This is a genomic window from Inquilinus limosus MP06, assembly GCF_000767795.1.
Lineage (GTDB): Bacteria > Pseudomonadota > Alphaproteobacteria > DSM-16000 > Inquilinaceae > Inquilinus > Inquilinus limosus_E.
On record NZ_JANX01000022.1, the window covers coordinates 1 to 23,885 of the forward strand.

The window sequence follows — 23,885 nt, forward strand, 5'->3', positions numbered from 1 at the left end:
TGGCGCTGCTGGCCGGCGTGCCGCTGGTCGTGGCGGTGGTCGGGGCGGCGCTCTATGCCATGGGCGGGCGCTATGCCGGCACCGACAACGCCTATGTCCATGCCGACACGGTGTCGATCGCGCCCGAGATCTCGGGCCGGCTGGTCGCCATCGATGTCGCCACCAACCAGCCGGTCAAGGCCGGCCAGGTGCTGTTCCACATCGACGACCGGGCGCCGCGCTACGCGCTGGAGCAGGCGGAGGCCGACATGCGCCAGGCCGCCTTCGACTTCCAGGGCATCAAGGCCAATCTGGTGGAGCAGAAGGCGACGCTGGACCAGGCCCGCACCACCCAGGACTACCGCCAGAAGGACTTCGACCGCATCTCCGCCCTGGCGAAGAACGGCAACGCCTCGCAGTCGTCGCTCGACGATGCCCGCCAGGCGCTGGACGTGGCCAAGAGCAATGTCGATGTCACCCAGTCGCAGATCGGCATGACCCTGGCCAAGCTGGGCGGCGATGCCGATCTGGCGCTGGCCGACTACCCGCCCTACCGCCAGGCCCAGGCCCGGCGTGACCAGGCGCAGCTCGACCTCGACCATACCCAGGTCAAGGCGCCGTTCCCCGGCATCGCCGCCAAGGCCGATGCGGTGCTGCCCGGCGCCTATGTCACCGCCGGGTCGCCGGTGCTGGCGATCGTCCGCTCCGACAAGGTCTGGATCGACGCCAACCTGAACGAGACCGACCTGACCAACGTCAGGACCGGCCAGCCGGTCGAGGTCACGGTCGACACCTATCCGGGCGTCACCTGGCAGGGCAAGGTCGACAGCCTCAGCCCGGCCAGCGGTGCCGAGTTCTCGCTGCTGCCGCCGCAGAACTCCAGCGGCAACTGGGTCAAGGTCACCCAGCGCATCCCGGTCCGCATCCTGGTCGACACCGCCGGCAAGCCGCAGCTGCGCGCCGGCATGAGCACCGAGGTCGCGATCGACACCGGCCATGCCCGCGGTCTGCCCTTCCTCGGAGGCACCGCTCTCGGAGCACAGTGATGGCAGCCCCAGGCGAAACCGTCCCCTACCGAGGGATGATCACGGTCTGCGTGATGCTGGCGACCATCATGCAGGCGCTCGACACCACCATCGCCAACATCGCTTTGCCCTACATGCAGGGCAACCTGGGCGCCAACCAGGACCAGATCAACTGGGTCCTGACCTCCTACATCGTCGCCGCGGCGATCATGACGCCGGTCACCGGCGCCCTGGTCAGCCGGATCGGCCGCAAGAACCTGTTCATCATCTCGGTGATCGGCTTCGTCGTCGCCTCGGTGCTGTGCGGCCTGGCCCAGAACGTCACCGAGATCGTCGGGTTCCGGCTGCTGCAGGGCGTGTTCGGCGCGCCCTTGGTGCCGCTGTCCCAGGCCACGGTGATCGACATCAACCCGCCGGAGCGGCGCGGCCAGGCCATGGCGATCTGGGGCGTCGGCGTCATGGTCGGCCCGATCCTCGGCCCCGTGCTCGGCGGCTGGCTGACCGACCATTACTCCTGGCGCTGGGTGTTCTACATCAACGTGCCGATCGGCGCCCTGGCGCTGGCCGGGATGTGGATCTTCATGTCGGACAGCGGCAAGCAGGCGGCCAAGCGCTTCGACTGGCTCGGCTTCGCCTTTCTCAGCCTCGGCATCGGCGCGCTGCAGATGATGCTCGACCGCGGCCAGGACCAGGACTGGTTCAACTCGCTCGAGATCATCATCGAGCTGGTTCTGGCGGTGCTGGGCTTCTACCTGTTCGTCATCCACCTGCTGACGGCCGACGCGCCCTTCGTGCGGCCGGCGCTGTTCACCGACCGCAACTTCGTGGTGGCGATGGTGGTGATGGCGATCGTCGGGTCGCTCTACTACTCGATCATGGCCCTGGCGACGCCGTTCCTGCAGAACATGCTGGGCTATCCGGTGGTGACCGCCGGCCTGGTGATGGGCCCGCGCGGCATCGGCACGATGGCGGCGATGATGGTGGTGGGCCGCCTGATCGGCAAGGTCGACACCCGTATCCTGCTGCTGACCGGGCTGGCCATGATCATCGGCTCGCTGTGGCGGATGAGCGGCTACAACCTCGACATCTCGCAGACCGAGTTCATGCTCGACGGCCTGGTGCAGGGCGCCGGCCTCGGCCTCGTCTTCGTGCCGCTGTCGACCATGGCCTTCTCGACCCTGCCGCGGCTGTATCTGGACGAGGGCGCGGGCATCTACAGCGTGTCGCGCAACCTCGGCAGCTCGATCGGCATCTCGATCGTCACCGCGCTCCTGACCCGCAACACTCAGGTCAACCACCAGCTGCTGGGCGAGCACGTCACTGCCTTCAGCCCGGCGGTGCAGCAGCTGCCGGACATGATGTCGCCGGTCACGCTGACCGGCCGCGCCATGGTCGACCAGATGGTGAACCAGCAGGCCTCGCTGATCGCCTATATCGACGATTTCAAGCTGCTGATGGTGCTGGCGATCGCGGCGATCCCGCTGCTGATCCTGCTGCGCAAGCCGAAGGGCGGCGGCGGCGCGCCGGCGGTGTCGGTGCATGCGGATTGAGGGGGCGCCTCGAATCCGGGGAGTCTGATAGAGTGAGGCGGGAGGCGACCATGTCCGTCGAGATCCCGATCTCGCTGACCGACGACCAAGCAGCTTATGCGCGTGGCCTTGTCGACCGTGGGCAGTACCCCAGCCTCAGCGCGGTTTTTCGGGATGGGCTCGACATGCTGCGGCGCGAGCACGAAAGCCATGATGAGGAACTCCGGACTCTCCAATTGCTGATCGATCAGCGTCGGGCAGGCCCGTTCGTCGACCTCGACGAGAGCGGGGCGGCAATCCGGAAGATGTGGGCTCTGCGGCGCACACCTTAGCCTCAAACATGTCATGCCCGGGCTTGACCCGGGCATCCAGAAGATGTCGAAGCCCACTGGATTGCCGGGTCAAGCCCGGCAATGACAATCAGGGATTGTTGGGCCGCGTCATCCTACCCCTCGAACACCAGCCGGTACTTGGCGAAGCCGTCGCCGGCGTCGCCCATCGGTTCGATGCCCAGGCCGGGCGGCGTCGCCGCCTGGGCCGCGGCCGGGGCGCTGGCGAAGGTGACGATCGCGGTCTTCGGCAGCGGCACGAAGCTCCAATTGCCGTCGGCGGTCGGGTTGATCTTGCCCTGCTCGTGGATGAAGCGCACCAGCACGTCGCGGTTGGTGTCCGGCGCCTCGACCACGATGTTCTTGCCGTCCAGCCCCGGGAAGCTGCCGCCGCCCCCGGCCCGGTAGTTGTTGGTGACGACCACGAACTCCTGTTTCTCGTCGATCGGCTTGCCCTCGAACGACAGGTCGACGATGCGGTGCGAATCCGGCGCCACCAGCTTGCCGTCGCCGTCATAGCGCGAGGGCTGGGAGAGGTCGATCCGGTAGGTCACGCCGTCGATCACGTCGAAATTGTAGGACGGGAAGGACGGGTCGATCAGCGCCTGCTCCTCCGCCTTCGCCGGATCGATCCGGTTGAAGATGCCGGCCGACCGCTCCAGCCATTCCCGCACGATGGCGCCGGAGACGCGCACCGCCCGCACCGTGTTCGGGTACAGATACAGGTCGGCGACGTTCTTGATCGCGATCGGCCCGGCCGGGACGCTGGTGTAATAGTCCGGCCCGCCGCGGCCGCCGGCCTTGAACGGCGCCGCGGCGGACAAGAGCGGCAGCCCCGCCGCCGGCGTGCCGGCCAAGAGCGGCGCGACGTACCAGAGCTGTGCCTGGCTGACGATCTGCACCGACGGGTCGTCCGCCACCAGGGCGAAGTAGCTGGTGATCGGGGCGGTGATCTCGCCCACCGGCTGGCGCACATAGGCCAGGGTGGCGTCATGCTCCGGCTGCGCCGCCGCCAGCGCCTCGGCCTTCGACTCGACCAAGGGCACCACCTTGCGGTCCTTGCGCTCGTAGATCGGGCGCGCCTCGGTCTTGAAGGCCGCGACCTTCCAGGCCGACCCCTCGCGCTCCAGTTCCAGGTCGATGATGCCGAGATGGCTGCCCCAGAAGCCGGCCATCACCGCCGGGATGCCGTGCAGCATCCCGCGCTCGGCATCGACGCCGTCGATGCCGGCGAAGTCCGGGCCGGGGAAGACGCGGTGCTGGTGGCCGGTCAGGATCACGTCGATGCCCGGCACCTCGGCCAGGAACAGGGCCGCGTTCTCCTCGCCGCCCTCCCGCGACCCACCGGCGATGCCGGAATGGCACAGCGCCACCACCAGCTCGGCGCCGGCCTTCCTGAGCTCCGGCACGTATTTCTTCGCGGCGTCGACGATGTCGATGGTGGTGACATGGCCCTCGAGATGGCCCTGGTCCCACTGCATGATCTGCGGCGGCACGAAGCCGATGACGCCGATCTTCATCGGCACCGCGGCGCCGCTGTCGTCCTTCAGCGTGCGCTCCAGCACCTTGTAGGGCGGCAGGTAGGGGCCGCCGTCGGTTTTCAGCAGGTTGGCGCAGACCAGCGGGAAGTTCGCCCCCTGCATCATGGCCTTGCCGAGATAGTCGAGCCCGTAGTTGAACTCGTGATTGCCCATGGTGCCGCAGTCATAGGCCAGCAGGTTCATGGCCTTGACGATCGGGTGCACCGCGCCGCCCTCCAGCCCCTGCTGATAGGCGACGTAGTCGCCCATCGGGTTGCCCTGGATCACGTCGCCATTGTCGAACAGCAGGACATTGCCGGCCTCGGCCCGGGCGGCGGCCAGCACCGTCGCGGTGCGGGCCAGGCCCATCGTGTCGTCGCCCTTGTCGCGATAGTAGTCATAGGGGAAGACGGCGACATGCAGGTCCGTCGTCTCCAGGATCCGCAGCTTCAGCCTCGGCGCCGCGGCCCGCAGCGGGGCGGGGGCCAGCCCGATCGCGGCGGCGGCGACGCCCGCCTTCAGGGTGGTGCGGCGGGTGAGATCGGGCATGCGGCGCTCCTGCGATGGGTCGGCGCAGTCTAGAGCGAAGCCGGTGACGGTTCCTAGGCCCGCGCGCGGCGATGCCTCGCACCCCGGAGGACCGGACCTATCTGCCGGTATGGCTCGTCCTCTCCCCCGACCCAATCGACCGCAAGCCCGCCCCGCCATAGCGTCGTCGATGCCGTGTTCAAGGCGATCAGCAGGAGACAGAGATGAGCCCGGACAGCATCCTACACTCCGGTCGGCCGGGGTCTGACGAGCTGGTTCCGTCGCGCTACGCGCTGAGGGTCGGCGAGATCGACGTCATGGTGGTCAGCGATGGGGTGATCTCGATATCGGCCGAGGCGATGGCCACCAACGCCGACCCGGCCGTTCGGTCGGCCTGGCTGCGCGAGAGGCTGCAGCCGGAGGTGATGGATTGGGCGCTGAACGAGGTCGTGGTCCGCAGCGGCGGCCGGACGATCCTGATCGACTCCGGGCTGGGGATGGAGGCTCCGAACTTCCCGCGCACCGGGCGGTGGTCGTCGCGGCTGGAGGCCGCCGGCATCGACCTCGCCTCGGTGACCGACGTGGTGCTCACCCATATGCATTTCGATCACGTCGGCGGGCTGCTCGTCGACGGGGTGCAGGACCAGCTGCGTCCGGATCTTCGGATCCACGTGTCGGCCGCCGAGGCCGAGTTCTGGCAGTCGCCCGATTTCTCCCGCACCGCCATGCCGGGGCCGCTGGCGGACATGATCCGGTCGGCCGCCAAGCGGTTCCTGGCCCAGTACGGCAGCAGGCTGCAGACCTTCGAGACGGATCATGAGGTGGCGCCGGGTGTGGTCGCCACCCGCACGGGCGGCCACACCCCCGGGCACAGCATGGTCCGCCTGGCCTCCGGCGGCGACCGGCTGACCTTCGTCGGCGACGCCGTGCTGCCGCACGGGTTCGACCACCTCGAATGGCACAACGGCTTCGAGCACGACCCCGAGGAGGCGGTCCGCGTCCGGACCCGCCTGCTGCGGGAGCTGGCGGCAAGCGGCGAGCCGATCCTGGGCACCCACCTGCCATTCCCGTCCGTCTGCCGGGTGGCGGCGGTCGGCAACGGCTATCGTTGGGTGCCGAGCATCTGGGGTTACTGACCACGCCTGTCGGGTTGCGGCCGAACCGGACGACCGCATGCGTCGAACAGCCGGTCGGCCGCAACTCGTGCGACACCGCCCGTGTCTTCGCGGGCATCCCGCACCCGCGGGCTGACCGGGCCGGGCGCGGGCGTAAACGGCCCCCCGCGCCCGCCCGGCCGCCGGTCAGGATTCGGTGGTGTCCTCGGTCGGCGCGGCCGGGCCGTTCTTCTTGATCGACTCGATCGCGTTCTTGGCCGAGGCCTTGCTGGAATAGCCCTCGGTCGAGAAGATCACCTCGGAGTTGTACTTGAACTGTACCCGGAACTCGCCGGCCTTGTCCTTGTAGATGACAAACTTATGCGCCATGGATCGTCTCCCCTCCGGGTTTGAGACATTCGCCCGGCAGTTTGACCGCGATATCCCAATAGTCGCAAGCCGCTTTGTTGAGAGCGGCAAGTCCTGTGGCGGTTACGGCTGCAGCGCATTGCCCCCGATCCGTAGCCGAGATGAAACCGCGCCGGCCGAAGGTGGCGGCATCGGACATCTCGGAGCGCGTCATGGGCGGTGTTTCCCCGGAAGCCATCGAATCGGTTCAGCAGCTCGCGGACACCTGGCGGGCGGTGGTGCTCGACCGTGGCACCGGCGACGTGGCGGACCCGCCGGGGATGGCTATCCGCTGGGCCGACAGCCAGTTTCCGTTCTGGAACTGCATCACCTTCACCGACCGGGACTGCGGCGTCCGGCTGCTGGAGGACCGCTTCGCCCAGGCTGTCGACTATATGCGCCGCCGCCGCCAGCCCGGGCTGATCTGGCTGTTCGAGGAGCTGCTGGACCCCACCTGTCGCAAGGCGCTGCCGCAGGCCGCGGAGCGCGCCGGGCTGGCCCTGTCGCTCTCCGGCTTCGGCATGGCGGGCGACATCCTGCCGATCGCCGAGCCGCATCACCCGGAGCTGGAATTCGTGCGCGTCACCACGGAGGAGCAGCTGATCGCCTATGCCGACCTGAACTCCCGCGCCTACGGCATGCCGCTGGAGGCCGGGCGTCACGGGCTGGCCGGTTCGGCGCTGTGGAAGACCGGCATGTACACCTATCTGGGGCTGGCGGACGGCGTGCCGGTCTCGGCGGCGGCGACGGTGGCCACCGGCGACTGCCTGTTCCTGGCCCTGGTCGCGACCGCGCCGGAGGGGCAGCGCCGCGGCTATGGCGAGGCGACGGTGCGCAAGGCGCTGTACGAAGGCGCACGAGCGACCGGGCTGACCCGCACGGTGCTGCACGCCACCCTGGCCGGTGCCCCGGTCTATGAGCGCATCGGCTACCGCAAGGTGGCGTCGATCGGGTTCTGGGGGCTGAAGCGCTGAGGCACGGTCACGCCGCCGGTGTGAACTGGTAGGGCGTGGCGCCGCGCAGGTTCTCGTCCACCGACAGCACGTGGTTCAGCGGCGGGAAGGCGCGCTGGTCGCAATCCGGCCGCTCGCACAGCCGGCAATGCAGCCCGATCGGCGCCGCCGCCTCGTCGGAGGCAAGGTCGATGCCGTCGGCATAGACCAGCTGTGCCGCATGGGCGATCTCGCAGCCCAGCGCCAGGGCGAAGCTCTGCCCCGGCGTGCGGAAGCCGGCGCCCGGCTTCGACACGGTGCGGGCGATGGTGAACCAGCGGCTGCCGTCCGGCAGCTCCGCCACCTGGGTCTGGATCCGGCCGGGCGACCGGAAGGCGTCGGGCAGGATCCATAAGGGGCAGGCGCCGCCCATCCGGGCGAAGGCGGAGTTGGTGGCGCCCAGGCGCTTGGAGACGTTGCCGGCCTTGTCGCTGCGGATCAGGAAGAAGGGCACCCCCTTGGCGCCCTGGCGCTGCAGCGTGGTAAGGCGGACGCAGACCTGCTCGAACGACGCCTCGAACCGGCTCTGCAGCACCTCGATGTCGTAGCGCAGCGCGGTCGCCGCCCGCCAGAACCGGTCGTACGGCATCATCACCGCCCCGGCCAGGTAGTTGGCCAGGACGATGCGGCCCAGCCGCGACGCCTCGGGACCGGAGAAGCCAACCGGCGCCACCATCTCGTCCAGCAGCGCCCGGTACTTGATCAGGGCGATCTGCACCGCCAGGTGGAAGCTGCGGCTGGGCAAAGGCAGCATCTCCGACAGCAGGATGCGGCGGCCGTGCCGGTCGTAGCGGCGGCGCACCGGCCCCATCACCTCGACCGGCATCACCTTGACCCTGAGGGTCAGCTCCTCGTCCAGATAGCGGATCAGCCCCGGGAACAGGGCGCCGGGCTCGATCGCCCCGGCCTGCCAGATCTCCTCCGCCGCCGTCTCCAGCTCCGGGAAATGGTGGCCATGCGCCTGCACCCAGTCGCGCACCTCGTCCAGCGGCGATGAGCCCTCGGCGATGTCCGGCGCCGATTGCTGCTCGGCCAGCAGGCGCAGCGTCTCCCGCCCCTCGCGATAGGCCTGGTACAGGGCCAGCACCGCCTCGGCCGCGGCCGGCGCCTGGGCGGCCAGGTCGATGATGTCCTGCCGCTTCAGCCCGGCCGTGCCCGGCCGCGGCGTGGCGAACAGCGGGTCGCCGAACACCTCGCTGAGGCCGCCGACCAGCCGTTCGCCCTCGTCTTCGGCGAAGCTGGCGAGGTCGAGATCGAAGATCTGGCCCAGCTTCAGCAGGATCTCGACCGTCACCGGCCGCTGGTTGCTCTCGATCAGGTTGAGATAGGAGGCGGAGATGCCCAGCCGCTCCGCCAGCTGCGCCTGGGTGACCTCGCGGTCGCGCCGCAGCCGCCGGATCTTGTGCCCCAGCATCGGCTTGCGTGAGGCCATCATCTTCTCCGATTTACAAAACTTGTATCAACAATCTTTACAACATTTCCCTTTCACGCTCAACGCCGCGTTGACGCTGCCTGGAGCCGAACCCAACATCATTCCATGACCGCAGCGCAGCATGACGCGCGGCCCGGACTGGAATGAAAAGGATTTACAGGATGGCTCCCCTCGACTCTCCGACCCCGACCCGAACCCAGCCCCGCCGCTTCGACGGCATCGTCCGGGACTATGCCCCGGCCGATGTCGAGCGGCTGCGCGGATCGGTGCGGATCGAGCACACGCTGGCCCGGCTGGGCGCCGAGCGGCTGTGGGAGCTGATGCACAAGCGCGACTTCGTCAACGCGCTCGGCGCCACCAACGGCACCCAGGCGATGCAGCAGGTGCGGGCGGGGCTGGAGGCGATCTACCTGTCCGGCTGGCAGGTGGCGGCCGACGCCAACACCGCCGGCCAGATGTATCCGGACCAGAGCCTGTACCCGGCGGATTCGGTGCCGGAGGCGGTGCGCAGGATCAACCGTACGCTGCAGCGCGCCGACCAGATCGAGCATGCCGAGGGCGGCGCCAAGCGCCACTGGTTCGCGCCGATCGTCGCCGATGCCGAGGCCGGTTTCGGCGGGCCGCTGAACGCCTTCGAGCTGATGAAGGCGATGATCGAGGCCGGCGCCGCCGGCGTGCATTTCGAGGACCAGCTGGCGTCGGAGAAGAAGTGCGGCCATCTCGGCGGCAAGGTGCTGGTGCCGATGCGCAGCTTCATCCGCACCCTCAACGCCGCCCGCCTCGCCGCCGACGTGATGGACGTGCCGACCGTGCTGCTGGCCCGCACCGATGCCGAGAGCGCCAAGCTGATCACCAGCGACATCGACGAGCGCGACCATCCCTTCATCGACCGGACGCAGCGCACCGAGGAGGGCTTCCACCCGATCAAGCCCGAGAACCGGATGGAGTACTGCATCGCCCGCGGCCTCGCCTTCGCGCCCTATTCCGACCTGCTATGGATGGAAACCTCGAAGCCCGATCTCGGCCAGGCCAGGCGCTTCGCCGAGGGCATCCATCGGCACTTCCCGGGCAAGCTGCTGTCCTACAACTGCTCGCCCAGCTTCAACTGGAAGGCCAATCTCGACGACGCCACCATCGCCAGGTTCCAGCGCGAGCTGGGCTCGATGGGCTACAAGTTCCAGTTCATCACCCTGGCCGGCTTCCACAGCCTGAACTACGCCACCTTCGAGCTGGCGCGCGGCTACAAGGACCGGCAGATGGCCGCCTATTCCGAGCTGCAGCAGGCGGAGTTCGCGGCCGAGGCCGACGGCTACACCGCGACCAAGCACCAGCGCGAGGTCGGCACCGGCTATTTCGATGCCGTCAGCCTCGCCATCTCCGGCGGCAAGGCGTCGACCACAGCGCTGCGGGAATCGACCGAAGCCGCCCAGTTCCACTGATCATTGCGCCCGAGAGGAGGACACCATGACGAACCGCTTCTGGATCATCGGCGGCGAATATGCCGACACCCGCTTCGACCGGCTGATCGGCGGCACCGAGAGCCTGCAAGGGCCGTTCGAGAATTACGACGAGGCGCTGCACGCCTGGCGCCAGCTGGCCGCGGCCACCACCAGCAACGCGCATCAGCGCTACACCATCGCGCATGAGGGTGTTCGTTAGAACAGCCTGATCGCGACCGGGCCGGGCGGCGCGGGCGCACCGTCCGGCCCTTCCACCGAGAGACCGACCCTTTGGAAGACCCTGCCTCCGGCCCGGCCGATCCGTTCGGCCGGGCCGCTTCTCTATAGTCCTGGCCTCACTTGATATGGATCCGGACGTCCATCGGCACGGCCTCGTTGATGGGGAGCTGATCGCGCGGTATGCCGAGTTTCTTCCCCACCGCCCAGATGTCGTAATCGATGTCTGTATCGATGTTCGTCTTGTTGCTGCTGTCCATCCAGGTCTTCTCGGCCAGGATCTTGAGGGCGCTCGTCTGCTGACCCTTGTTGCCGCCGGCGACCCTGCTGACATAGGCGTTGATGATCTGCTGTCGGCAGGGGCCATTGTCCTTCGTGTCGAAATTCTGCGGCAGAAGCTTCGACACGGCGTCGAGCGGATCTTTGGCGCCGTTGACGTAGTCGTTGATCCAGCGGTTGCGCGTCTCCTGATCCGGCGCCGCCTGCAGGCTGGCCGCGAACTTCTCGGGCGACGAGGTGTCGGGCTTGGTCGCCGGCTGCGGCGTGTCCGAAGCCGGCTTCTCCGGCGCGACCGGCAGCATGATGAAATCGGGCTTCAGATCCCCCTCATGATAGGCCTGGATCAGGTCGGGGTTGCCGATGTGGTCGTTCAGCGCGACGACGCTGCCGTTGATGTCCTTGGGCGCAATGCCGGCCTCCGTGGCCATGCGCCACTGCGAATCGCCGGCCTCCGGCACCTCGACGGTGCCCTGGCTGAGCAGTTCCTTGGCGTCCTTGAGCTGATGCTGCTTCGCCAGGCCGTCCAGCGTCTGCATCCATTGCTGCTGCTGGGCGGCATTGACCTCGTAGGTCCGCCCGTCCTTGCCGACCAGCGAGAGCTTGTTGTCCTTGTAGGTGACCGTGAGCGACATCGACACCTCCAGATATGGGGTACCACAACGGGCAGGCTCCCGCCTGTGCGGCCGCGGCCGGCTGGGGCCGCTGCCGATCTCCCGGCCAGGACTGAATTCCGGACTCTCCCCCGAACCGCTACAGCAACCCCGGGCGGCGGCAAATGTTCCATAACGTTTATGGAGCCTGGCGGCATACCGGCGGGCGGCCGTGTCCGGCAAATGATGAGACTGTAGAGCTGCCGTTTCGCTTGAAATTCTGATCTTGCCCTATCGAGTTCAGGCGCAGTTGGCCGGCAGAGCGGCTTCAGCACTTTTCTGGCGAGACCTGCAGTCGTCCGGATCCGAGGCAGGATCGACAGACCGCGGTGGCAGCCATGGTGGACCGTATTGCCGCCGTATCTTGCCATGCAAGTCGCCGGAAGAAGATGGTGGATAGCGGCTTGTGGCGGAGCTCTTTGAGGCGCCCATAAATCGGCCCTGCCGGTCCCGGACCCGCTCGCCGGCTATTGCAACCGAACTTGAGACAAAAGATCGACATCGTCTAAAAGTCATTTTATTGCGCGCTATTACATAATACTATATCTTGGCACTTCGGTTCTCCTCGCCACCAGCGGCGGTGGAGATCGAATGGAGGGAACGACATGCTCAAACGAGTCCTTGCCGAGGCGCTGGGGACGTTCTGGCTCGTCCTCGGCGGTTGCGGCACCGCGGTCCTGGCCGGATCGCATGTCGGCTTCGGCGGCGTCGCCGCAGCCTTCGGCCTCACCGTCCTGACCGGTGCCTTCGCCCTGGGCCGGATCTCCGGCGGCCATTTCAACCCTGCTGTCACGGTGGGGCTGTGGACCGCGGGCAAGACCAGCGCGTCCGACGTGGTGCCCTACATCATCGCGCAGGTGGTCGGCGCGATCGTCGCGGCCGCGGTCATCTACGTCATCGCCTCCGGGATGCCCGGCTTCGACATCACCAAGGGCTTCGCCCTGAACGGCTACGACGCCGGATCGCCCGGCGGCTACAGCCTGACGGCCGCCCTGGTCTCCGAGGTCGTGCTGACCGCTGTCTTCCTGGTGGTCATCGTCGGCGTCGTCAGCAGTCCCGCCACCGCACCCTTCGCGCCGATCGCGATCGGCCTGGCGCTGACGCTGATCCACCTGATCTCGATCCCGGTCACCAACACCTCGGTCAACCCGGCGCGCAGCACCGGCGTGGCGGTGATCGCCCAGGGCCTGGCGCTGGGGCAGCTCTGGCTGTTCTGGGTCGCGCCGATCGTCGGTGGCGTCATCGGCGGCCTGATCGGCCGCTTCCTGAGCGAGCCCGAGTCCGCGGTCAGCGCGGCGCCGACGATCCCGGGCGCCCCGGCCGAGTGATCCTGGGCCGGACTGAAGCCCCGGCGGTCCGGCCGCCGGGGCTTCAGTCCAGCGGCTTCTCCATGAACAGGCTCAGCGGGTCGGGTCGGTAGTCGCCGAACGGCCCGCACTCTTCATAGCCGAAGCGGCGGTACAGGCCGATCGCCTCCGGCTGGTGGATCCCGGTCTCCAGCCGGACGACCCGGACGCCCAGGCCGCGAGCCTCCCCCTCGATCCGGGCCAGCAGGTCGCGGCCCACCTTCAGCCCTCGCGTCGCCGGGTCGACGAACATCCGCTTCAGCTCGGCCTCGCCGCCGGCCCCGACCACCAGGGCGCCGCAGCCGACCACACGGCCCTCGCGCCGGGCCACGAAGAACCGGACCTCCGGCCGCTCCAGCGAGGCGATGTCGAGCATGTGATTGCTCTCGGCCGGGTACAAGCTCGCCATCAGCGCGTCCGACTGGCGGATCAGGTCGAGCACCGCGTCCTGGCGCGGCGGCTCCGGGGCGATCAGGGTGGCGGTCACGGGCAAGAACCTCGGTCGTTTTCATCCCGACTATAGCCGGGCGCAGCGGTTCGCGAAGGGCTTTCCTCTTGCCCGCCACGAATGTCTATGTTCTGGTATTGTTCATGGCCGACTCCGCCCCGCTCACGATCCCGAACGCCGACGCCCGGCGCCTGTTCCTCGATCTGCACGCCCTGTCGGACCCGCCGCTCGGCCGGCTGACGGCGGAGGGGTGCCAGGCGCTGGTGGACCGTATCGGCTTCGTCCAGGTCGACAGCATCAACACGGTCGAGCGGGCGCATCACATGATCCTGTTCGCCCGCCGCCACGGCTATGCCCAGACCCAGCTGCCGCGGCTGGTGGAGAAGACCCGCGGCCTGTTCGAGGGCTGGACCCACGACGCCTCGCTGATCCCGACCCGGTTCTTTCCCTACTGGTCGCGGCGCTTCGCCGACGTCCAGGCGCGCGCCGCCACCAGCCGCTGGTGGACCGAGGCCGGGCCGGACTTCCCAAAGGTGCTGGCCCAGGTGCGCGACCGGGTGGCGGCGGAAGGACCGCTCCTGACCCGCAGCTTCGAGGAGGAGCGGCAGCGCCCCTCCGGCGGCTGGTGGGACTGGACGCCGTCGAAGATGGCGCTGGAATTTCTGTGGCGCACCGGCGTGCTGGCGGTGGCGCGCCGCGAGGGCTTCCAGAAGGTCTATGACCTGACCGAGCGGGTGATCCCGGAGCAGCATCGCGGCCCGGCGCCGGAGCCGGAGGTGGTGGTCGACTGGGCCTGCCGCTCGGCGCTGGAGCGGCTGGGCATCGGCCGGCCCGGCGAGATCGCGGGATTCTGGGACCTGATCACCATCCGCGAGGCCGAGCAGTGGTGCGACCGGCTGGCCCGGCACGGCGATCTGCGCGTCGTCCATGTCCAGGGCGCGGACGGCAAGACCACCTCGGCCTTCGCCTTCGCCGATATCGAGGACCGCCTGGCCGCGGCCGCGCCGGCCCCGGACGTGCTGCGGGTGCTGTCGCCCTTCGACCCGGTGATCCGCAACCGCCAGCGGCTGGAGCGGCTGTTCGGCTTCGACTACCGCTTCGAGGCCTTCGTGCCCGAGGCGAAGCGGCGCTGGGGCTATTACGTGTTCCCGATCCTGGAGGGCGACCGCTTCGTCGGCCGCATCGACATGCGCGCCCGGCGCGACAGCGGTGACCTCGCCGTCGCCGGGCTGTGGTGGGAGCCGAAGGTGCGGTCCAGCAAGGCGCGGCAGGCCCGGCTGGAGAAGCAGCTGGACCGCATCCGCCGCTTCGCCGGGGTCGAGCGCGTGACGTGGCCGGAGGGCAAATCGACGCTGTCATCCCCGAGTCATCAAATGGTCGCAAAGCTCGGGGCATAACGGCGCCGCGCTCGGGCCGGCGTTGCGATGACGGGCCGAGCGCCCATATAAGGCCGCGCGAGCGAGCCGCCGGGCCGATCGTGCGGAAGCGGAAGAGAAGGATTGGTTATGCCGGGGGATCTGATCGTCGCCCATGCGCGGATCGTGACCGCGGAGGCCGTGCTGACCGGCAGCCTCGCCGTCGCCGGCGGGCGGATTGCCGATCTCGACCGGGACGAATCCTGCCCGCCCGGCGCCGTCGATTTCGAGGGCGACTACCTGCTGCCCGGCCTGGTCGAACTGCACACCGACCATCTTGAGCGCCACTATACGCCCCGGCCCGGCGTGCGCTGGCCGGCGGTGACGGCGGTGATGGCGCATGACGCCCAGGTCGCCGCGGCCGGCATCACCACCGTGTTCGACGCGCTGGCCCTGGTCGGCGGCCGCAACGGCGAGGACCGGCTGGAGACGCTGCGGCCGATGGTCGACGGCATCCGCCAGGCCCAGGCCGGCCAGATGCTGCGGGCCGAGCATTTCCTGCATCTGCGCTGCGAGGTCACCGAGGCGAACGTGCTCCAGCTGTTCGAGCCGTTTCGCGACGACCCGCTGGTGCAGTTCATGTCGGTGATGGATCACGCCCCCGGCCATCGCCAGTTCGCCGACCTGGCCAAGTATCGCGAGATCTACAAGGGCATGCTCGGCATGACCGACGAGCAGATCGACGCCCAGACGGCGGAGCGGATCGCCGCGTCGCGCACCCATGGCGTGACCAACCGCGACGCCCTGGCCGCGATCGGGCGGGGCCGCGGCCTGCCGATCGCCAGCCATGACGACGAGACGGTCGCCCATGTCGAGGAGGCGGCGGCGCTGGGCATGGTGGTGTCGGAGTTCCCGACCACCCTGACCGCCGCCCGCGCCGCGCGCGAACATGGGCTGCAGATCCTGATGGGCGCGCCCAACCTGGTGCGCGGCGGCTCCCATTCCGGCAACGTCTCGGCCGGCGAGCTGGCGCGCGAGGGGCTGGTCGACATCCTGTCCTCCGACTACGTCCCGGTCAGCCTGCTGCACGGCGTCTTCACCCTGGCGGAGGGTGAGCACGGCATCGGCCTGCCCCAGGCGCTGGCGACGGTGACGATCAACCCGGCCCGCGCCGCCGGCCTCGAGGATCGCGGCCGGATCGAGCCCGGGCTGCGGGCCGACCTGCTGCGCGTCCGGCTGGTCGACGGCGTGCCGGTGATCCGCGCCGTCTGGCGCGAAGGCGAAAGAGTCGCATGACCCGGGAATAACGGGCCGGGCCGGCGGATCGGGTTATAAGGGCTGAGTCGCCCGCTCGCAGCCCGGAGGCCAGCATGCGCCCGTTCCCGGTTCTCACGGCCCTGATGCTGGCCCTCGGCCTCGCCGGCGCCGCCCGGGCGGCCGATCCGGTGGCGCCCGATCCGGCCTCGGCCGACCCGGTGGCGCGCGGCGCCTACATCTTCGCCGCCGGCGGCTGCGCCACCTGCCACACCCAGCCAGGGCCCGACGCCAAGCCGCTGGCCGGCGGGCGGGCGCTGAAGACCGCCTTCGGCACCTTCTACACCCCGAACATCACCCCGGATCCCGAGACCGGGATCGGCAGCTGGAGCGAGGAGGATTTCCGCCGGGCGCTGCGCGAGGGCGTCTCGCCGGCGGGCGACGATTTCTACCCGGCTTTCCCCTACACCTCCTATACCGGCATCACCGACCGCGACCTGGCCGACCTCTGGGCCTATCTGCGCAGCGTCCCGGCGGTGCGGCAGCCGAACACGCCGCACGACCTGTCCTGGCCCTACTCCTGGCGCTCGCTGCTGCCCGGCTGGCGCCTGCTGAACTTCAGCGAGGGTCCGTTCCTGGTCGCGGCCGGCCAGTCCCCCGCCTGGTATCGCGGCGCCTATCTTGTCCGCGTGCTGGGCCATTGCGGCGAATGCCACACGCCGCGCGACATGCTGGGCGGGCTGAATTGGTACAGCGCCTTCGCCGGCAACCCGCAGGCGCCGGATGGCGGCGGCAAGATCCCGAATATCACCCCCGATCCGGACCACGGCATCGGCGGCTGGAGCGACCGGGACATCACCTATTACCTGGAGACGGGCACGACGCCCGACGGCGACTTCGCCGGCGGCGCCATGGCCGAGGTGATCCGGGACAACACCGGCAAGCTGTTGCCCGCCGACCGCGACGCGATCGTGACCTATCTGAAGAGCCTGGCGCCGCTGTCCGGGCCGTAGCGGCCCCGTCAGGGGCGATGGCCGAAGCTCGCGGAATCGCCTATAGTGCCGCGACATTCGTAATTTTAGGAACATTTACATTGCATTGAGCGGCGGCCGTCCATTTCACCGCGACGGCGCCCCGACCTTTCAACCCGCGACATGCCGCCCGGCAACGAGCACGGCCGATGCCGATGCCGATGCCGTTCCCGTCCGCCTGGCCGGCGCGCCGCCCGGATTCATCGGAGGCTTATCATCGTGACCAGCTACACCGGCACCGTCGACCCCGACACCATCTATGGCCTCGGCGACACCTTGGTGGTGCCGCCCGGCGCCAACGGCGTGCAGCTCGACCTGTCGGGCGACGACACGCTGAGCGGGGCGGGCGGGGACGACTTCGTCCTGGCCGGTGCGGGCAACGACGTCGTCGATGGCGGCGACGGCGCCGACCAGCTCGACGGCGGCGCCGGGGACGACCTGCTGCGCGGCGGCCAGGGGCCGGATGCGCTGACCGGCGGCGACGGCGTCGACACCGCCGATTACAGCACCAGCGTCAAGCCGGTGACCGTGGACCTCTTCGCCGGCACCGGCAGCGGCGGGGATGCCGAGGGCGACACCCTGGCCGGAATCGAGAACGTCACCGGCAGCGCCGGCGACGACACCGTCGACGGCGGCACGGACGACAACGTCCTGTCGGGACTGGCGGGGGACGACCTGCTGGTCGGGTATGAGGGCGCGGACACGCTGATCGGCGGCGACGGCAACGACATGCTCGCCGGGGACGCGGAACCGGGATCGGGCGGCTGCGGCTGCGGCGACGGGGCGGACCATCTGCAGGGCGGCGCCGGCGACGACATCCTCTATGGCGGCGGGGCCGCCGACCTGCTGGAGGGCGGCGACGGCAACGACCTGATCGGCATCATGGACGCGTCGGAGGTGGCGGCCGGCGAGGTCATCGACGGCGGCGACGACTACGACGTCATCGCCTTCACGCCGCTGCCGGGCGGCGACACGCTGCTGGTGCTGCAGGGCAATATGCTGGTGGGGATCGAGGAGATCGATCTCGGCTTCCCGGGCGGGCCGGTCGGCCTGCCGGCGCATCTGATGCTGATCGGCGTGCAGTCGAACCTGCTGATCGTCGGCAGCGACGACCGCAACGTGGTCACCGCCGGCGACGCCGACGATACCGTCCGCGGCCTGGGCGGCGACGATGTGCTGCTCGGGGGCCTGGGCAACGATGTGCTCGATGGCGGCGCCGGCGCGGACCAGCTCGACGGCGGCGCCGGGGACGATGTGCTGATCGGCGGAACGGGGGCCGACCGCCTGACCGGCGGGGCCGGGATCGACACCGTCCTCTACGCCTCGACCGGGGCGGTGACGATCGACCTGCTGGCGCACACCGCCTCGGGCGGCGACGCCACGGGCGACATCCTGACCGGGATAGAGACCATCTATGCCACCAGTCGGGCCGACACGCTGGGCGGCGACGACAGCGGCAACCTGCTGGCCGGCCGGGGCGGAGATGACACCCTGGCCGGGCGCGGCGGCGACGATGCCCTCTATGGCGAGGGCGGCAATGACAGCCTCGACGGCGGGGACGGCGCCGATCGCCTGGTCGGCGGCGACGGTGTCGACACCATCCATGGCGGGGCGGGCAATGATTCGGTCGATGCCGGCACCGGTGACGACGTCGTCTATGGCGAGGCCGGCCATGACACCCTTTTCGGCGGGGCCGGCAACGACACGATCGACGGCGGCGACGGCAATGACACGATCGATGGCGGCGCCGGATCCGACACCATCATCGGCGGCGCCGGCATCGACACGGTCAGCTATGCCGCCTCGGCCGCGGCGATAGCGGTCGACCTGGGGACCGGGTCCTTCTCGGGCGGCGACGCCACGGGCGACTCGCTGACCGGGATCGAGCAGGTGCTGGGTTCGGCCTATTCCGACGCGCTGACCGGCGACGCCAATGCCAACACCCTCTGGGGCCTGGCCGGCGACGACCTGCTCACCGGCGGGGGCGGCGGCGACGCGCTGAAGGGCGGCGCCGGCAACGACATCTTCGCCTACCTCGCGCTGTCCGACAGCGCCGTGTCGGGCATCGGCAAGGATACCATCGCCGACTTCTCGACCGGCGACAGGATCGACCTGTCGGCGATCGGCATCGACTTCAGCATCGGCACCGGCGGCTTCACCGGCCATACGGGCGAGATCCGCATCGTCACCGCCGGGGCGATCCAGGTGATCTATGCCGACAGCAACGGCGACAAGGCGCCGGACTTCGCCATCAACGTGATCTCCGACCACGCCCTGACCGCGGCGGACTTCATCCTCTGAAAAAAGGGGTGTCATCACCCCCCTGCGGTCCGCCGCCGACTTCGTCTAGTGTAGGACCGTCGCCCCAAGGCGGCGGCCCCCAAAGGGCGGAAGAAGCAGGGACGGCCATGGTGATCGAGCTGCAGAGCAACGAGGCGGCGCCGGAGGCGACGCTCGCCAACTGGCGCCAGGCGCCCTACAGCCGCTGGGGCTTCCAGAATGTCCGGCGGCTGGTGCCGGCCGCCGAGATCCCGCGCGGCGAATTCGCCGCCTGCTTCAAGTCCGGGCCGGCGCTGGATCTGGACCGGGTCGCAGTGCCGGGGCAGGGCGTCTCGGTCGCCGGGCTGCTGGCGGACAGCGACACCGACGGCTTCCTGGTGCTGCATCGCGGCGCGATGGTGGCCGAGCACTACGCTCATGGGCAGGGGCCGAAGAGCCAGCATATCGTCTTCTCGATCAGCAAGTCGATCACCGGCCTGATCGCCGGCATCCTGGCCGGCCGCGGCCAGCTGGACCCGGAGGCGCCGGTGACAGCCTATGTGCCGGAGGCGGCGGGTTCGGCCTATGACGGCGCCACCGTTCGCCATGTGCTGGACATGACGGTCGGCATCCGCTTCGTCGAGGATTATGTCGACCCGGCCGGCGACGTCGCCCGCTATCGCGTCGCCATGGGCTGGAACCCGCCCAGCTCGGTGGCGCGGGACAACGACCTGCACGGCTTCATCGCCCGCCTGCCGGCCGACGGCAGCCGGCATGGCGAGACCTTCCACTACGTCTCGCCCAATTCCGACATGCTGGGCTGGATCTGCGAGCGCGCCTCGGGCATGCGCTTCGCCCCGCTGATGACCGAGCTGCTGTGGCGGCCGATGTGGGCGGAGGCGGATGCGTACATCACGCTCGACGGGCGGGGTGCTGCGCGCACCGCCGGCGGCATCGGCATGACCCTGCGCGACCTGGCCCGGATCGGCGAGCTGGTGCGGCGGGACGGCCGCGTCGGCGGCATCCAGGTGGTGCCGCAGGGCTGGATCGACGACATCCTCGACAATGGCGACCCGCAGGCCTGGGCGCGGGGCGACCTGGCGGACCTGGCGCCGCAGGGGCGCTATCGCAGCCAGTGGTACGTGCCGGGGCCGGGCCGCGATGTGGTCTGCGGCATCGGCATCCACGGCCAGTGGGTCTATGTCGACCGCGCGGCGGAGCTGGTCATCGCCAAGATGTCGTCGCAGCCGGCAGCGGTCGACGACGCGCTGGACCACCGGCTGCTGGCCGGCTTCCGGGCGATCGCGGGGGCTTTGGGGTAGGACAAGCCGGCAAACGGATCGTTATCGCGAGCGCAGCGAAGCAATCCAGGGGCCGGTGCGCATCGGCCCCTGGATTGCTTCGTCGGCTTCGCCTCCTCGCAATGACGCTTTTGTCGTCGATCCGCCGACGAGAGAAGCGTCAGCTCTTCTTGACGCGATAGGTCTCGTGGCAGGCGCCGCAGGACTGGCCGACGGCCGGGAAGGCGGCCTTGACCTTGGCCACGTCGCCGGACTGGGCGGCGGCGTCCAGCGCCACGATGGCGTCGTGGTTGGCCTTCACCTTGGTCTGGAAATCGGCCCAGTTGGCCCAGATCTCCGGTTTGGCCGCGCTCTTGCCGACGCCGACCGCGGTGCCTTCCGGGAACAGGGACAGCAGTTGGGCGCTCACCCCCGCCATCTTCGCGGTCGCCGTCTTGACGTCGTCGATCGAGCCCTGGTTGTCGCGCACGAAGCCGGTCAGGGTCTTGACGCTGGCGCCGTAGGTCTTCATCGCGTCCTCGCGCTGGGCCACCACCTCCTCGGGCGTGGCCGCCCAGGCGATGGCGGCGCCGCAGCTGACGATGGCGGCGGTGATGACGGCGAACTTCAACGAACGCATGGTGCCTCCCCCTCGGGTGGGTGCCGGTCCGGCGATTGACGGGCGCGAGTATGCTGGAGGAATTGTGGCGATCTCCAGCCCGTTCGCGCTCCGGCCCCCGGTTCGCTGCCACGTGTCGCAGGGTTACGCCGGAAATCGTTACGCGCCCGGTTGACAGGATGCGGGGTGGCCACTATGGTCCGCGCCTCGAATTCCGGCCCGCGAGCTCCTGCTCCCGGCGGCGCCGGCGCTGCCGCATGGGATATGGATTATGAAAGTCGCGAACTCGCTGAAGACCCTGAAGAGCCGTCACCGCGCCTGCCGCGTCGTCCGCCGCAAGGGCCGTGTCTACGTCATCAACAAGGAGAACCCGCGCTTCAAGGCGCGCCAGGGCTGATACCAGCCGCTCCTTGCGACGATCGAAGGCCGCGTCCCCGGACGCGGCCTTTTCCGTTGCGGGGCTTTTTCGTTGTCTTTGGGGGCCGCATGCTTGCCGGATCAGCCCGGCCTTCCTATCGTCGCGGCGGAGGTTCCGCCGATGAAGATGCCAGCCCCCGATGCCGCAATCCTGGCGCGACGCGAGGAGATCGCCGCGGCGCTGCGCGCCATCGTGCCGGGCGAGGGCGTGATCACGGCGGAGAGCGAGCGCCGGGCCTATGAGTCGGACGGGCTGACCGCCTATCGTACCCTGCCGATGATCGTGGTGCTGCCCTCGACCACCGAGCAGGTCTCGGCGGTGCTGCGCACATGCCACGAGATGGGGGTGAAGGTGGTGCCGCGCGGCGCCGGCACCTCGCTCTCCGGCGGCGCTCTGCCGCTGGAGGACGGCGTGCTGCTCGGCCTCGGCAAGTTCAACCGCGTGCTCGAGATCGACTTCGACAACCGCTGCGCCCGGGTGCAGCCGGGGGTCACCAATCTCGGCATCACCAACGCCGTCGCCCATGCCGGCTTCTATTACGCGCCCGACCCGTCCAGCCAGATCGCCTGCACCATCGGCGGCAACATCGCCGAGAATTCCGGCGGCGTGCACTGCCTGAAATACGGGCTGACCACCAACAACGTGCTGGGGCTGGAGGTGGTGCTGATCGACGGCACCGTGCTGCGGCTCGGCGGCAAGCATCTCGATTCGCCGGGCTACGACCTGCTCGGCGTCCTCACCGGCTCGGAAGGCCTGTTGGCCGTGGTCACCGAGGTGACGGTGCGGCTGCTGCGCCGCCCGGCCACCCAGCGCGCGGTGCTGATGGGCTTCCCCTCGTCGGAGGCCGGCGGCGACTGCGTCGCCCGCATCATCGGCGCCGGCATCATTCCTGGCGGGCTGGAGATGATGGACAAGCCCGCCATCCACGCGGCTGAGGCTTTCGTCAAGGCCGGCTACCCGCTGGATGTCGAGGCGCTGCTGATCTGCGAGCTGGACGGGCCGGAGGCCGAGGTCGACCACCTGATCGAGCGGGTCGAGGCGATCGGCCGCAACTGCGGCGCCACGATCTGCGTCGTCAGCCGCAGCGAGGAGGAGCGGCTGCGCTTCTGGGCCGGGCGCAAGGCCGCCTTCCCGGCGGTCGGCCGGATCAGCCCCGACTACTACTGCATGGACGGCACCATCCCGCGGAAGCGCCTGCCCGAGGTGCTGGCCCGGATGCAGGAGATGTCGCGCCGCCACGGGCTGCGCGTCGCCAATGTCTTCCACGCCGGCGACGGCAACCTGCACCCGCTGATCCTGTACGACGCCAACGTCCCGGGCGAGTTGGAGAAGGCCGAGGAGTTCGGGTCGGACATCCTGAAGCTGTGCGTCGAGGTCGGCGGGGTGCTGACCGGCGAGCACGGCGTCGGGGTCGAGAAGCGCGACCTGATGGAGGTGCAGTTCGGGCCGGAGGACCTGGCGCAGCAGCAGCGGCTGAAATGCGCCTTCGACCCGGACGGGCTGCTGAATCCCGGCAAGGTGTTCCCGACCCTGCACCGCTGCGCCGAGCTCGGCCGGGTGCACATCCACCACGGCGCCACGCGCTTCCCCGACCTGCCGCGCTTCTGAGCCGATGACCGAGACCCTGAAGCCCGAGACCGACGACCAGGTGCTCGAGACCGTCCGCTGGGCTCTGGCCGGCGGGGTCCCGCTGGAGCTGGTCGGCCGCGGCAGCAAGCGCGGCTTCGGCCGGCCGGTGCAGGCGGCGCATGCGCTCGACCTCTCGGGCCTCGCCGGGATCGAGGTGTATGAGCCGGAGGAGTTGGTGCTGACCGCCCGCCCCGGCACGCCGATGGCGGAGATCGAGGCGGCGCTGGCCGCAAGCGGCCAGGCCCTGGCCTTCGAGCCGCCGGATCTCGGCCCGCTCTATGGCGGCCCGGCCGGGGCCGGCACGCTGGGCGGCGCCGTCGGCTGCAACCTCTCGGGGCCGCGGCGGCTCAAGGCCGGGGCCGCGCGGGACCATGTGCTGGGGATCGAGGCGGTGTCCGGCCGCGGCCAGGCCTTCAAATCCGGCGGCCGGGTGGTCAAGAACGTCACCGGCTACGACCTGCCGAAGCTGCTGACCGGGGCCTTCGGCACGCTGGCCGCCATGACCCGGATCACGGTCAAGGTGCTGCCGGCGCCGGAGACGGTGCGCACCCTCGTCGTCGCCGGGCTTGATGACGCCGCCGGTGTCGCGGTGCTGACCCGGGCGCTGACCAGCCCCTACGAGGTCTCGGGCGCCGCCCATCTGCCGGCCGGAATCCTCGGCGACACCGCGCGCAGCCTGGTGCGGATCGAGGGCTTCGGCCCCTCGGTCGACAGCCGCGTGGCGGCACTGTCGCAGCTGCTGGACGATGCCGGGCCGCTGACGGTGCTGGACCCGGCCGAATCGGCCGATCTGTGGCGCCGGATC

22 protein-coding genes are annotated in these 23,885 nt (G+C 69.6%); 16 read left to right on the plus strand and 6 right to left on the minus strand.

The features are described from left to right. From P409_RS03775 to P409_RS03785, 3 genes are all read left to right on the plus strand, one after another. The coding region (locus P409_RS03775; RefSeq protein ID WP_034831881.1) for an HlyD family secretion protein at positions 1 to 1,025 on the plus strand (1,025 nt) is incomplete at its 5' end. Further along, positions 1,025 to 2,554: a DHA2 family efflux MFS transporter permease subunit gene (locus tag P409_RS03780; protein WP_034831883.1), complete on the plus strand. Its 1,530-nt coding sequence runs from the start codon at positions 1,025 to 1,027 to the stop codon at positions 2,552 to 2,554. The genes P409_RS03775 and P409_RS03780, both read left to right, overlap by 1 nt. Before the next feature lie 50 nt (positions 2,555 to 2,604). After that, the gene (locus P409_RS03785) at positions 2,605 to 2,865 is read left to right on the plus strand and encodes a ribbon-helix-helix domain-containing protein (RefSeq protein WP_034831884.1); all 261 of its coding nucleotides are present in this window, start codon (positions 2,605 to 2,607) and stop codon (positions 2,863 to 2,865) included. A gap of 113 nt (positions 2,866 to 2,978) precedes the next feature. Here P409_RS03785 and P409_RS03790 read toward each other — a convergent pair whose 3' ends face one another. After that, positions 2,979 to 4,931: a bifunctional 2',3'-cyclic-nucleotide 2'-phosphodiesterase/3'-nucleotidase gene (locus P409_RS03790; protein ID WP_034831886.1), complete on the minus strand. Its 1,953-nt coding sequence runs from the start codon at positions 4,929 to 4,931 to the stop codon at positions 2,979 to 2,981. Positions 4,932 to 5,134: 203 nt separating this feature from the next. Between P409_RS03790 and P409_RS03795 the strand changes: the two genes are divergently transcribed. After that, positions 5,135 to 6,046 (plus strand): MBL fold metallo-hydrolase, encoded by a 912-nt coding sequence (locus P409_RS03795; RefSeq protein ID WP_052120000.1) that lies wholly within the window; start codon positions 5,135 to 5,137, stop codon positions 6,044 to 6,046. 165 nt (positions 6,047 to 6,211) lie between these two features. On the opposite strand, the gene P409_RS03800 is transcribed toward P409_RS03795, so the two are convergent. Next, a complete protein-coding gene (locus tag P409_RS03800) occupies positions 6,212 to 6,394 on the minus strand; it encodes a YegP family protein (protein WP_034831888.1) in 183 nt (60 codons plus the stop codon). A gap of 191 nt (positions 6,395 to 6,585) precedes the next feature. On the opposite strand from P409_RS03800, the gene P409_RS03805 reads away from it, so the two are divergent. Next, positions 6,586 to 7,386 (plus strand): GNAT family N-acetyltransferase, encoded by an 801-nt coding sequence (locus P409_RS03805; RefSeq protein WP_034831932.1) that lies wholly within the window; start codon positions 6,586 to 6,588, stop codon positions 7,384 to 7,386. Between the two features lie 7 nt (positions 7,387 to 7,393). Here the strand turns inward: P409_RS03805 and P409_RS03810 are convergent, their stop codons facing one another. After that, complete coding sequence (locus P409_RS03810) at positions 7,394 to 8,836, minus strand: helix-turn-helix domain-containing protein (protein ID WP_081991215.1); 1,443 nt, start codon at positions 8,834 to 8,836, stop codon at positions 7,394 to 7,396. Between the two features lie 161 nt (positions 8,837 to 8,997). On the opposite strand from P409_RS03810, the gene aceA reads away from it, so the two are divergent. Both aceA and P409_RS38680 read left to right on the plus strand, forming a co-directional pair. Continuing rightward, on the plus strand, positions 8,998 to 10,275 hold the full coding sequence (gene aceA / locus P409_RS03815; RefSeq protein WP_034831897.1) for an isocitrate lyase: 1,278 nt from the start codon (positions 8,998 to 9,000) through the stop codon (positions 10,273 to 10,275). Between the two features lie 25 nt (positions 10,276 to 10,300). Continuing rightward, positions 10,301 to 10,495, plus strand: coding sequence for a DUF4170 domain-containing protein (locus P409_RS38680; RefSeq protein ID WP_034831900.1), 195 nt, complete (start codon positions 10,301 to 10,303; stop codon positions 10,493 to 10,495). A gap of 136 nt (positions 10,496 to 10,631) precedes the next feature. On the opposite strand, the gene P409_RS03825 is transcribed toward P409_RS38680, so the two are convergent. After that, positions 10,632 to 11,423 (minus strand): hypothetical protein, encoded by a 792-nt coding sequence (locus P409_RS03825; RefSeq protein ID WP_034831903.1) that lies wholly within the window; start codon positions 11,421 to 11,423, stop codon positions 10,632 to 10,634. A gap of 623 nt (positions 11,424 to 12,046) precedes the next feature. Here P409_RS03825 and aqpZ point away from each other — a divergent pair. Next, positions 12,047 to 12,769 carry an aquaporin Z gene (gene aqpZ, locus P409_RS03830; protein ID WP_052120001.1) on the plus strand — a complete coding sequence of 241 codons (723 nt, stop codon included), beginning with the start codon at positions 12,047 to 12,049 and terminating at the stop codon, positions 12,767 to 12,769. A gap of 43 nt (positions 12,770 to 12,812) precedes the next feature. Here the strand turns inward: aqpZ and P409_RS03835 are convergent, their stop codons facing one another. Beyond that, positions 12,813 to 13,274, minus strand: a complete 462-nt coding sequence (locus P409_RS03835) for a GNAT family N-acetyltransferase (protein ID WP_034831906.1) — start codon at positions 13,272 to 13,274, stop codon at positions 12,813 to 12,815. Between the two features lie 104 nt (positions 13,275 to 13,378). Here P409_RS03835 and P409_RS03840 point away from each other — a divergent pair, with 104 nt between their 5' ends. The 5 genes from P409_RS03840 to P409_RS03860 all read left to right on the plus strand — a co-directional run bounded on the left by P409_RS03840 (position 13,379) and on the right by P409_RS03860 (position 20,456). Beyond that, positions 13,379 to 14,632, plus strand: coding sequence for a winged helix-turn-helix domain-containing protein (locus P409_RS03840; protein WP_052120003.1), 1,254 nt, complete (start codon positions 13,379 to 13,381; stop codon positions 14,630 to 14,632). Between the two features lie 108 nt (positions 14,633 to 14,740). Further along, entirely contained in the window at positions 14,741 to 15,886 is a 1,146-nt protein-coding gene (locus P409_RS03845) for an alpha-D-ribose 1-methylphosphonate 5-triphosphate diphosphatase (protein ID WP_034831908.1), read from the plus strand. A gap of 74 nt (positions 15,887 to 15,960) precedes the next feature. Further along, positions 15,961 to 16,857, plus strand: coding sequence for a cytochrome c (locus tag P409_RS03850; protein ID WP_034831911.1), 897 nt, complete (start codon positions 15,961 to 15,963; stop codon positions 16,855 to 16,857). A 237-nt stretch (positions 16,858 to 17,094) separates the two neighbouring features. Next, entirely contained in the window at positions 17,095 to 19,176 is a 2,082-nt protein-coding gene (locus P409_RS03855) for a calcium-binding protein (protein ID WP_034831914.1), read from the plus strand. A 107-nt stretch (positions 19,177 to 19,283) separates the two neighbouring features. Then, entirely contained in the window at positions 19,284 to 20,456 is a 1,173-nt protein-coding gene (locus tag P409_RS03860; RefSeq protein ID WP_034831918.1) for a serine hydrolase domain-containing protein, read from the plus strand. A 139-nt stretch (positions 20,457 to 20,595) separates the two neighbouring features. On the opposite strand, the gene P409_RS36025 is transcribed toward P409_RS03860, so the two are convergent. Beyond that, positions 20,596 to 21,054, minus strand: coding sequence for a c-type cytochrome (locus tag P409_RS36025; RefSeq protein ID WP_081991222.1), 459 nt, complete (start codon positions 21,052 to 21,054; stop codon positions 20,596 to 20,598). Between the two features lie 250 nt (positions 21,055 to 21,304). Here P409_RS36025 and ykgO point away from each other — a divergent pair, with 250 nt between their 5' ends. From ykgO to P409_RS03880, 3 genes are all read left to right on the plus strand, one after another. After that, positions 21,305 to 21,430 (plus strand): type B 50S ribosomal protein L36, encoded by a 126-nt coding sequence (gene ykgO, locus P409_RS03870; RefSeq protein ID WP_026868615.1) that lies wholly within the window; start codon positions 21,305 to 21,307, stop codon positions 21,428 to 21,430. Between the two features lie 141 nt (positions 21,431 to 21,571). Further along, positions 21,572 to 23,059: an FAD-linked oxidase C-terminal domain-containing protein gene (locus tag P409_RS03875; protein WP_034831925.1), complete on the plus strand. Its 1,488-nt coding sequence runs from the start codon at positions 21,572 to 21,574 to the stop codon at positions 23,057 to 23,059. A 4-nt stretch (positions 23,060 to 23,063) separates the two neighbouring features. Then, positions 23,064 to 23,885, plus strand: an 822-nt coding sequence (locus P409_RS03880; RefSeq protein WP_034831927.1) for an FAD-binding protein, incomplete at its 3' end; no start/stop codon positions are given.